At 71.4% G+C, this 10,946-nt stretch carries 8 protein-coding genes; 4 read left to right on the top strand and 4 right to left on the bottom strand.

Annotation, left to right across the window (positions count from 1 at the left end; genetic code table 11):
* Nucleotides 1-159: 159 nt before the first annotated feature.
* Entirely contained in the window at nucleotides 160-936 is a 777-nt protein-coding gene (locus tag GTY47_RS09995) for an HNH endonuclease family protein (protein WP_010035135.1), read from the bottom strand.
* A gap of 164 nt (nucleotides 937-1,100) precedes the next feature.
* Between GTY47_RS09995 and GTY47_RS10000 the strand changes: the two genes are divergently transcribed.
* The 3 genes from GTY47_RS10000 (at nucleotide 1,101) to GTY47_RS10010 (ending at nucleotide 2,553) form a co-directional block, all read left to right on the top strand.
* Nucleotides 1,101-1,286 carry an antitoxin gene (locus GTY47_RS10000; RefSeq protein WP_010035138.1) on the top strand — a complete coding sequence of 62 codons (186 nt, stop codon included), beginning with the start codon at nucleotides 1,101-1,103 and terminating at the stop codon, nucleotides 1,284-1,286.
* Nucleotides 1,287-1,393: 107 nt separating this feature from the next.
* Nucleotides 1,394-2,155: an SDR family oxidoreductase gene (locus GTY47_RS10005; RefSeq protein WP_010035140.1), complete on the top strand. Its 762-nt coding sequence runs from the start codon at nucleotides 1,394-1,396 to the stop codon at nucleotides 2,153-2,155.
* 26 nt (nucleotides 2,156-2,181) lie between these two features.
* Nucleotides 2,182-2,553: a MerR family transcriptional regulator gene (locus GTY47_RS10010; RefSeq protein ID WP_010035147.1), complete on the top strand. Its 372-nt coding sequence runs from the start codon at nucleotides 2,182-2,184 to the stop codon at nucleotides 2,551-2,553.
* Nucleotides 2,554-2,580: 27 nt separating this feature from the next.
* Here GTY47_RS10010 and mfd read toward each other — a convergent pair whose 3' ends face one another.
* Entirely contained in the window at nucleotides 2,581-6,114 is a 3,534-nt protein-coding gene (mfd, locus tag GTY47_RS10015; RefSeq protein ID WP_010035150.1) for a transcription-repair coupling factor, read from the bottom strand.
* A gap of 236 nt (nucleotides 6,115-6,350) precedes the next feature.
* On the opposite strand from mfd, the gene GTY47_RS10020 reads away from it, so the two are divergent.
* Nucleotides 6,351-7,784: a DUF2079 domain-containing protein gene (locus GTY47_RS10020; RefSeq protein WP_029180838.1), complete on the top strand. Its 1,434-nt coding sequence runs from the start codon at nucleotides 6,351-6,353 to the stop codon at nucleotides 7,782-7,784.
* Nucleotides 7,785-7,911: 127 nt separating this feature from the next.
* Here the strand turns inward: GTY47_RS10020 and GTY47_RS10025 are convergent, their stop codons facing one another.
* Entirely contained in the window at nucleotides 7,912-10,491 is a 2,580-nt protein-coding gene (locus GTY47_RS10025) for an FtsX-like permease family protein (protein ID WP_010035156.1), read from the bottom strand.
* A partial coding sequence (locus tag GTY47_RS10030; RefSeq protein WP_010035158.1) for an ATP-binding cassette domain-containing protein occupies nucleotides 10,488-10,946 on the bottom strand: 459 nt, incomplete at its 5' end. The genes GTY47_RS10025 and GTY47_RS10030, both read right to left, overlap by 4 nt.

A 10,946-nucleotide genomic window follows, 5' to 3' on the forward strand; every position in this document is an offset into this window, starting at 1 on the left:
GCGCCAGCGCGACGAGACCACTCGGCATCCGGCAGCACCCTCCGCTCGGGCTCACGTCACTCGTTCAGCGACCTCACCCGTCACCTCAGCACACCGGATCGGCGTTTGGAAAGGGCTTTCTGGCCGAGCGGCAGCCGCGTCGGCGACCGGGGTGCCGTTTCAGCCACCGCACTGCTCCAGCATCATCCGCTTGTCGGCCGCCGTGACGGGAAGGTCGTACTTCAGCGACACCTGGGCGAAGCGCACCGAATAGGCGCAGCGGATCCGCTTGTTCGGGGGCAGCCAGGACGCCGGACCCGAGTCGCCCTTCGAGCTGTTGGCCGGCCCGTCCACCGGGACGAGGTTGAGCGGGTCGTTCGCGATGGCCTCCCGCTTGTCCTTCGTCCAGCGCGAGGCGCCCATCTGCCAGTCGTAGGACAGCGGCATGACGTGGTCTATCTGGACCTTCGCCGCACGGGACTTGGTCCACTCGATGACCTTCCCGGTGTACGGGTCGTGCAACGTCAGTGCCATGACGACGCAGTCCGAGCCCGACCGGAAGCGAAGGTCCTCCCCGTCGCGCTTCAGGAGGTCGTTGCGCGAGTCGCAGCCGTTGCGGGCGAAGGGGACGTCGGCCGGCGCCGAGTCCATCCAGGCGTAGCCGAACTTGTCCCGTTCGTAGCCCGTCCTGGGGCCGCGCCCCTTCGTCTCCACCTTCCCGATCAGGGCACGGGCCCTCGCCCTGTCCCCGGTGGACGTGATCGCCGCCAGGCCCGGCTTCGTGCCGTCCGGGTTGTCCAGCGGGTTCACGGCCCGTCCGGCACCGGCCGTCGGCACGCCGGAGCCCGAGGGTCCACCGCCGTCCGCGGGCGGGGCCAGGCCTTCACAGCCGGCCAGCGCCGAACCGGTGAACATCATCGCGACGGCCAGTGCCGCCCCGCCCCTCAGACGCCTCACCGTGCGCCCCTCCCCTGCTTGCCTGTTCCGCCTCCGCACGGGCGGTGTGTACCTGGTCCCACGGTAGCGAGGGAGAGGTCCAGACCACATCGGGCTTAAACGGGCATTCCTCGTATGCCACGCGTATCGTCGGTTCTGAGCCACCTCCGGAGGGAGTTTTCTGAATGGGCATCTTCGACAAGCTCAAGAGCCAGGCGCGGAACAAGGGCAAGAAGAGCTCCGACTCCGCGGAACAGAAGATCAACGAGAGGACCGGCGGCAAGTACGAGGACCAGATCGACGCCGGGCAGCAGCGGGCCGAGGGATCGCTCGGCATGGACCGCGACCGCGAACGGCCCGACCAGACTTAAGGCCTCCCCTCAGAGGCCGTCCGCGGAGGGACAGCTCCTGCGGGCGGCTTCGCTCATGAACCGGACGCTTGACCTTGACACCGGCGTCAGGGTCCGACGATCCCCGCATGGCATCCCCGTATTCGAAGGTTCCACGAGCCGCGCTCGTCACCGGCGCCGGTACCGGCATCGGCCGGGCCACCGCCCACGCGTTCGCCGAGGAGGGTTTCCAGGTCGTGGCGGTGGGCCGCCGTGCGGCGCCCCTCGCCGAGAGCGCCGCTCACGACCCGGCCCGCATCAGCCCGCTCGTCGCCGACATCACGGCCGCCGACGGCCCCGAGACCATCGTCCGTACGGCACTCGACCGGCACGGCCGCATCGACGTGCTGGTGAACAACGCGGGCATCGTCAACGCCCAGTCCCTGCGCACCTACACGCGTGCCGCCGTCGAGCACCAGCTCGCGACGAACCTGCTCGCTCCCGTCAGGCTCGTGCAGGCCGCGCTCCCGGCCCTCGAGGACAGCCGGGGTGTGATCGTGAACGTGACGACGTCCGTCGGGCAGCGCGGCTGGCCGGGCAACTCCCTGTACGCGGCCGGGAAGGCGGCCCTGGAGGTACTCACGCGCAGCTGGGCGGTCGAGCTCGCCCCGCTGGGGATCCGGGTCGCCGCGGTGGCGCCGGGCGCGATCGACACACCGATCGGCGAACACGCGGGCCACACCCCCGAGCAGCGGGCCGCGATCCGCGCGTGGCAGCTCGAACACACGCCGCTCGGCCGGGTCGGACGCCCCGAGGAGGTGGCGTGGGCGATCACGCAACTGGCCTCGCCGCAGGCGTCGTTCGTCACCGGCGTGGTCCTCCCGGTGGACGGCGGCGCGGTCGTCACATGAGACTGACGCTCATGGCTCGACCTCCCATGCGGATCGGCGAACTCGCCGAGGCGACCGGCACGACGCCGCGCGCCCTGCGCCACTACGAGCAGGCGGGGCTCATCGCCTCCGAACGCGCCGCGAACGGCTACCGCCTGTACGACGCCGGTACGGCCGTCCGCGTCCGCAACGTGCGCCGGCTGCTGGACGTGGGCCTGACCCTCGACGACGTACGGGCGTTCCTGCCGTGCCTGGACGGCGACGTCACGGCCGGGCCCGCCTCCGAGGAGGCGCTCCGGATCGCCGCCGGCCGTCTCGCGGTGCTGGACGCGCGCATCGCCGCCCAGGTCGCGGTCCGCGACCGGCTGGCGGCGGCACTGCGCGAGGCCACCGGCGCACACGTACGACCGGTGGCCTGACAGAGCCGCAGCGGGCCCGGGAGTGAGTCAGGAGCCCAGCACCGACGTCAGGAACTCCCCTACCCACGCCAGCAGATCGCGCCCGACCAGCGGCTTCCCGCCGACCTTCGCGGTCTTCGGGCGCGGCACCAGCACCTGGTGCACGGCCGGCTTGATGACGACTCCGGGGTACAGCCGCTTGACCCGCAGCTCCTGCGACTCGCGCAACTCCACGGGCGCGAACCGGATGTTGGTGCCCTGGAGCACGATCTCGCCGACGCCGCATGCCCGCGCGAGCATCCGCAGACCGGCCACGAGCAGCAGGTTCTCCACCGGCTCGGGCAACTTGCCGTAGCGGTCGACGAGTTCCTCGCGTACGGCCTTGATGTCCTCCTCCGTGTTGGCGGAGGCGATGGCGCGGTACGCCTGGAGCCGGAGCCGCTCGCCCGGCGCGTAGTCGTGCGGGACGTGCGCGTCGACGGGCAGCTCGATCTTGACCTCGAGCGGCGGCTCCTCCTCGATCTCGCCGGTCTCCAGCTGGCGGCGGTAGTCGGCGACCGCCTCGCCGACCATGCGTACGTACAGGTCGAAGCCGACGCCCGCGATGTGGCCGGACTGCTCGCCGCCGAGCAGGTTGCCCGCGCCGCGGATCTCCAGGTCCTTCATCGCCACGTACATACCGGCGCCCATCTCCGTGTGCTGGGCGATGGTCGCGAGCCGCTCGTGCGCGGTCTCGGTCAGCGGCTTCTCCGGCGGGTAGAGGAAGTACGCGTACCCGCGCTCGCGGCCACGCCCCACCCGGCCGCGCAGCTGGTGCAGCTGGGACAGGCCGAAGGTGTCGCCGCGCTCCACGATCAGGGTGTTCGCGTTGGAGATGTCGATGCCGGACTCCACGATGGTCGTCGACACCAGCACGTCGAACTTCTTCTCCCAGAAGTCGACGACGACCTGTTCCAGCGCCTGCTCGGACATCTGGCCGTGGGCGGTGGCGATGCGCGCCTCGGGGACGATCTCGCGCAGCCGGGCCGCGGCCCGGTCGATCGACTCGACGCGGTTGTGGATGTAGAAGACCTGGCCCTCGCGCAGCAGTTCGCGGCGGATGGCGGCGCCGATCTGCTTCTCCTCGTAGGGGCCGACGAAGGTCAGCACCGGGTGCCGTTCCTCCGGAGGTGTCGTGATCGTGGACATCTCGCGGATGCCGGTCACCGCCATCTCCAGCGTCCTGGGGATCGGAGTGGCGGACATGGTCAGCACGTCGACGTTCGCGCGGAGCTTCTTCAGCTGCTCCTTGTGCTCGACGCCGAAGCGCTGCTCCTCGTCGACGATGACCAGGCCCAGGTCCTTGAACTTGGTCTCCGACGAGAACAGGCGGTGGGTGCCGATGACGATGTCCACCGAGCCCTCGCGCAGGCCTTCCAGGACCGCCTTGGCCTCGGTGTCCGTCTGGAAGCGGGACAGCGCCTTCACGTTCACGGGGAACTGCGCGTACCGCTCGCTGAACGTCCCGAAGTGCTGCTGCACCAGCAGGGTCGTGGGCACCAGGACGGCCACCTGCTTGCCGTCCTGGACGGCCTTGAAGGCGGCCCGGACGGCGATCTCGGTCTTTCCGTAGCCGACGTCGCCGCAGATCAGCCGGTCCATGGGGACCGACTTCTCCATGTCGTCCTTGACCTCGGCGATGGTGGTGAGCTGGTCGGGCGTCTCCGCGTAGGGGAAGGCGTCCTCCAGCTCGCGCTGCCAGGGGGTGTCCGTGCCGAAGGCGTGGCCGGGGGCCGCCATGCGGGCGCTGTAGAGCTTGATGAGGTCGGCCGCGATCTCCTTGACGGCCTTCTTCGCGCGGGCCTTCGTCTTCGTCCAGTCGGCGCCGCCCAGGCGGTGCAGGGTGGGGGCCTCGCCGCCGACGTACTTGGTGATCTGCTCCAGCTGGTCGGTGGGGATGTAGAGGCGGTCGCCGGGCTGGCCGCGCTTGGCGGGCGCGTACTCGACGACCAGGTACTCGCGCGTCGCGCCCTGCACGGTGCGCTGCACCATCTCGATGTAGCGGCCGACGCCGTGCTGCTCGTGGACGATGTAGTCGCCCGCCTCCAGGGTGAGCGGGTCGATGGTCTTGCGGCGGCGGGCCGGCATCCGGGCGCCGTCACGGCCCGCCGCCTTCTGGCCCGTCAGGTCCGTCTCGGTCAGTACGGCGAGTCTGAGGGCCGGGTCGACGAAGCCGTGCTCGATCGAGCCGCACGCCACGTGCACGAGCGACGGGGAGATCTCGGCGAGGTCGGTGTCGAGGCGGGCCGCGATGCCCTCGCCGCCCAGCACCTCGACCGTACGGGCCGCAGGGCCGTGCGCCTCGGTGACGAACACCGCGCGCCAGCCGTCGGCGAGCCAGCCCTTGGTGTCGGCGAGGGCCTTGGCGGTGTCGCCGCGGTAGGTCTCCGGGGCGTGCATGCCGAGCTTGAGCGTGTCCGCGTCGAGCTCCTCGTCGGCGGCGAACGGCGACACCGACCACCACATCATGTCCAGCTCGCGGGCCCGGTCCCGGACGTCTGCGATGGACCACAGGGAGGCCGCGCCGACGTCGATGGGCGCCTCGCCGCCGCCGGCGGTGGCCGCCCAGGAGGCCTGGAGGAACTCCTGCGAGGTGGCCACCAGGTCCGACGCGCGCGTGCGCACCCGCTCCGGGTCGCACACGACGGCCATGGCGCCCTTGGGCAGCACGTCGAGCAGCAGTTCCATGTCGTCGACCAGGACCGGTGCGAGGGACTCCATGCCCTCCACCGCGATCCCCTCGGCGATCTTGCCGAGCAGTTCACCGAGCTCGGGGTGCTCCTCGGCCAGGGCGCGCGCCCGCGCGCGGACGTCCTCGGTGAGCAGCAGCTCACGGCACGGCGGCGCCCACAGGCCGTGCTCGGCGACTTCGAGGGAGCGCTGGTCGGCGACCTTGAAGTAGCGGATCTCCTCGACGTCGTCGCCCCAGAACTCGATGCGCAGGGGGTGTTCCTCGGTGGGCGGGAACACGTCGAGGATGCCGCCGCGGACGGCGAACTCGCCGCGCTTCTCCACGAGCTCCACGCGCGCGTAGGCGGCGGCCGCGAGGGCGTCGACGATCTCGTTCAGGTCGGCGGTCTGTCCCGTCCTCAGGGCGACCGGCTCCAGGTCGCCCAGGCCCTTGACCTGCGGCTGGAGCACGGACCGCACGGGCGCCACGACGACGGAGACCGGCCCGGTCTCGGGGTCGTCGGGGCGGGGGTGGGCCAGGCGGCGCAGCACGGCCAGGCGGCGGCCGACGGTGTCGCTGCGGGGGCTGAGCCGCTCGTGCGGGAGCGTCTCCCAGGACGGGTACTCCACGATCCCCTCCGGCGGGAGCAGGGAGCGCAGGGCCGCGGCCAGGTCCTCCGCCTCGCGGCCCGTCGCCGTCACCGCCAGCACCGGGCGGCCCGTGTCGCGGGCCAGGGCGGCGACCGCGAAGGGGCGGGCCGCAGGGGGGCCGACCAGGTCGACGTGCATGCGGTTGCCGTCTGCGGCCGCGTTGATCGCTTCCGCGAGGGCTGCGTCCTTACTTACGGCGTCGAGCAGACCGTGCAGGCTCATTCGGGGATTTTCCGTCCAGGGGTGGGCAACACGACGGGCCCGACGCGCGCCGCGGGCCGGGGGTCTCCAGCGTACGACGATGCGCCTCCGCGCGGCGGGGCTGTGGATGACGCCCGTGCTCCCGGTCGGGAGGGAATCAGCCGCCCAACCTTCACACCATCACCCCCACCCGCTGTTTTCGCCACGGCATGATCGGTCCGGTCCCCCGAGCGGTACCCCCTCCCGTAAGGCCCGGCATGCCTGCTCCCACCCTCCGGGCTCCAGCAGCCCGCATACCGGCGCCGGTCGCCCTGCCCCGCGGCGACCGGCGCCCGGACCGCGGGCGGTGGGACCCGTGGGTGCTCGCCGCCGCCCTCTGCGCCGCCTACGCGGTCGTCTCCGTCGGCCGTTACCGGCACATGACGACCCGCTCCTGGGACCTGGGCATCTTCGAGCAGGTCGTGCGGGCGTACGCGCATCTGCGGGCGCCGGTGTCCGACCTCAAGGGGCCGGGGTTCGACATCCTGGGTGACCACTTCAGCCCGGTGACGGCCCTCCTCGCGCCGGTGTACCGGCTGTTCCCCTCGCCGGTCACGCTGCTTCTCGCGCAGGCCGCGCTCTTCGCCCTGTCCGCCGTACCGGTCACCCGCGCCGCCGCCCGGCTGCTCGGCCGCCGTCGCTCCCTCGCGCTCGGCCTCGCCTACGGACTGTCCTGGGGCGTCCAGCGGGCCGTCGACTTCGACTTCCACGAGATCTGCTTCGCCGTCCCGCTGATCGCCTTCTCCCTGGAGGCCCTGCTCGCGGACCGCCGGCGCGCGGCCCTGTGCTGGGCGCTTCCCCTGGTGCTGGTGAAGGAGGACCTGGGGCTGACCCTGGCCGCGATCGCCCTCGTCGTCGCCTGGCGGGCGCGCGGCTCGTCGCCCCGGACGGTTCCGTACGCGCTCGCTGTCGCGGTGTTCGGCCTTGCGGCCACGCTGCTCGTCCTCACCGTGGTCATCCCGTCGTTCAACGCGTCCGGGACCTACGACTACTGGAACAAGGTCAGCGAGCCGGGCAGCCCCGTCGACGGCCTCGGCACCAAGCTCCGCACCCTCGCCTGGCTGCTGATCCCCACCAGCGGACTGCTCGCCCTGCGTTCCCCGCTGCTGCTGGTGGCCCTGCCGACGCTCGGCTGGCGCTTCCTGTCCGGGGACGAGCACTACTGGGGCACCGACTGGCACTACAGCGCGGTCCTGATGCCGGTGGTCTTCCTCGCCCTCGCCGACGCCCTCACGACCGCGCGCCGCAGCCCGCGCCCGTGGCTGAGCTCGTACGCCGCCCAGCTGCCGGCCGCCGTCGCCGCGGCGGCCCTGGCGCTGACCACCTCGCTGCCGCTGGCGCAGCTCACGGAGGCCGAGGTCTACCGCGAGCCCGCGGCGGTGTCCGGCGTCGAACGGCTCCTGGCGCGGATCCCCGACGGCGCCACCGTCGAGGCCAACGTCGGCCCGGTCAGCCGCCTGACCTCGCGCTGCCGTGTCCTCTGGCTCGGCGGCACCCAGGGCGTCGTTCCGCAGTACATCGCCCTGGAGAACATCGACGGCAGGTACCGCGACCCCGTGGGCTACGCCCGGCGGCTGCACCCCGGCGCCGAGTACGCCGTCGCGGGCAAGGCCAACGGATACGTGGTCCTTCAGCGGCGGACGGCCGGCTGACACCGGCGAGCTGCTTCCGGGGCCGTGCCGGGCACCCGCCGCGCACCACGCCGGGCCCGCCCCGGAGGCGGAAACCTCCGGGGCGGGCCCGTCCTCCGCAACCCCCGTGTGCGGTGGCCTTGGCGGGCTACTCGGTCGCGATCGCGTTCAGGACGTTCATCCGGCCCGCCCGGAACGCCGGGACGAGTGCCGCGAAGAGCCCCACGAACGCCGAGCCGATGAAGACGCCGATGATCGTCGGCCAGGGGATCTCCAGCACTCCCAGGCCCTCCAGGGCGAGGAGCTGCTGTGCGGTGGCGCCCCAGCCCATGCCCAGTCCGAGGCCCAGGAGGGCACCGAAGAGGGCGATGACGACCGACTCCATGCGGATCATGCGGCGCAGCTGACGGCGGGAGAGGCCGATCGCCCGCATCAGGCCGATCTCCCTGGTGCGCTCCACCACCGACAGGGCCAGGGTGTTCACCACGCCCAGGATGGCGACGATGATCGCCAGGGCCAGCAGGCCGTAGATCATGTTGAGCAGCTGGCCTATCTGGTCCTTCAGGGCCTCCTTGTAGTCGGTCTGGTCGCGCACGGTGTACTGCGGGTAGTCGTGCAGCGCCGACTTCAAGGACGCGTAGGCGGCATCCTGCTGCCCCTCCTTGGCACTGGCGAAGAGCAGCGAGTCCAGCGGCATCTTGTCGGCCGGGACGTACTTGGCCATCGTCGAGATGGACGTGTACATCGCGCCCGCGTCGATCACGACGTCACTGCTGGTGATCGCCCGGACCGTCAGGTCGGCAGCGGAGCCGTCCTGGAAGGCGACCTTGATCTTGGACCCGAGGCTGATGCCGTGGTCCTCGGCGAACTTCTCGTGCACGGACATCGAGTCGGGCTTGTAGGCGTCGGGCAGCTTGCCGGCGACCGTCTCGGTGCGCAGGTCGGTCGCGTACGACGGGTCGGCCGCCGTGATCGCCGTGTCCTTGAGCGTCTTGCCGTCGGGGGTGGTGAAGTCGGCCTTGGTCCACTTGTACTCGGTGACCCGCTCCACGTCGGGCGCCGACTTCGCGGCCTTGACTGCCTGCGGGGTGATCAGCTGGCCGCTGTCGGACTGGACGATGAAGTCCGTGCCGACGGTCTTGTCGAGCTGGTCGGTGGCGGACGCCACCATGGAGGAGCCGACCACGGACAGGCACGCCACCAGGGCGAGGCCGATCATCAGCGCGGCGCCCGTCGCGCCGGTGCGGCGCGGGTTGCGCAGGGCGTTGCGCTCGGCCATGCGGCCGACGGGGCCGAACATCCGCAGCAGGACGGCGCCGAGGACGCGGACCACACCGCCGGCGAGCAGCGGGCCGATGACGACGAAGCCGATCAGCGACAGCACCACGCCGAGGCCGAGCCACAGCGAGCCCTCGGTGGCCTTGTCGGCCTGCGCCGTCAGGTACAGGGCGGCACCGCCGGCGCCGGTGAGGACCGTGCCGATCACGCCGCGGATCCAGCCGGCCCGGGCGTCCGCGGGGGCTCCCGCGTCGCGCAGTGCGGCCATCGGGGAGATCTTGCCGGCGCGCCGGGCGGGCAGGTAGGCGGCCAGGACGGTGACGACCACGCCGAGGACGAGGCCGACCACCGGGGTCGTCCAGGCCACCGTCAGGTCGTCGGTGGACAGCTCCATGCCCATCTGGCCCATGAGCTTCATCAGGCCGACCGCGAGGCCGACGCCCGCGCCCACGCCCAGCACCGATCCGACGAAGCCGAGCAGCAGCGCCTCGGCCAGCACGGAGCGGTTGACCTGCTTGCGGGAGGAGCCGATCGCCCGCATCAGGCCGATCTCGCGGGTGCGCTGGGCGACCAGCATGGAGAAGGTGTTGATGATCAGGAAGATGCCGACGAGGAAGGCGATCCCGGCGAAGCCGAGCATCGCGTACTTCATGACGTTCATGAAGCCCTCGACGTCCTTCTGGTTGGCGTCGGCGGTCTCCTTGGCGGTCTTCACCTGGAAGTCGGCGCCCAGCTCGGCCGAGACGTTCTTCTTCAGCTGCGCGTCGCTGACACCGGCGGCCGCGGTGACGTTGACGTTGGTGTAGACGCCGGTCTCGCCGACCAGGGTCTGCTGGGCGGTCTTCGTGTCGAGGTAGAAGATCGCCGCGCCGGGGTTGGTGACCGTGAAGTCGGCGATGCCGGAGATCTTCGCTTCGTGGGTGCCGACCGCGCTGATCACGCCGATCTCGTCACCGAGCTTCAGGTCGTGCTTGTCAGCGGTGTCGGCGTCGACCATGATCTGGTCGGGGCCCTTGGGCGCCGCACCGGAGGTGATCTTCATGGTGCGGGCGTCGTTGCCGTTCCAGCTGCCGACGATGGTCGGGGCGCCGCTGGAGGGTGACAGGTTGTCCTTGTCGGCGTCGACGACGGTCACCGAGGTGGAGAAGACCGTGCCCTCGGCGGACTTCACGCCCTGCGCCTTGCGCACCTCGCCCAGCACGGCGGCCGGCATGACCGGCGGCTTGCCGTTGTCGGCGGTCGTCTCACCGGTGTCGGAGGCGCTCTTGGCACTCACCGTCACGTCCGAGGACGTGGCCGCGAAGAGCTTGTCGAACGTCGTGGACATGGTGTCCGTGAAGACGAGCGTCCCGCAGACGAAGGCCACCGACAGCAGGACGGCGATCGCGGAGAGCGCCATGCGTCCCTTGTGCGCGAGGAAGTTGCGCAGGGAGGTCTTCATGACGGTCATGACGTGCGCCCCCGGGCGTCGAAGTCCTTCATGCGGTCGAGGACGGCCTCCGCGGTCGGCTTGTGCATCTCGTCGACGATGCGGCCGTCGGCGAGGTACAGCACCCGGTCCGCGTACGACGCGGCGACCGGGTCGTGGGTGACCATCACGATGGTCTGGCCCAGCTCGTCGACCGAGCGGCGCAGGAAGCCGAGGACCTCGGCGCCGGCGCGCGAGTCGAGGTTTCCGGTCGGCTCGTCCCCGAAGATGATCTCGGGCCGGGCCGCCAGCGCCCGCGCCACGGCGACGCGCTGCTGCTGTCCGCCGGAGAGCTGGGTGGGCCGGTGCCTGAGCCGGTCGGCGAGCCCGACGGTCTCCACGACCCGCGCCAGCCACTGCTTGTCCGGCTTGCGGCCCGCGATGTCCATGGGCAGCGTGATGTTCTCTATGGCGTTGAGCGTCGGCAGCAGGTTGAA

This window comes from Streptomyces sp. SID5464, assembly GCF_009862985.1.
GTDB lineage: Bacteria > Actinomycetota > Actinomycetes > Streptomycetales > Streptomycetaceae > Streptomyces > Streptomyces chartreusis_D.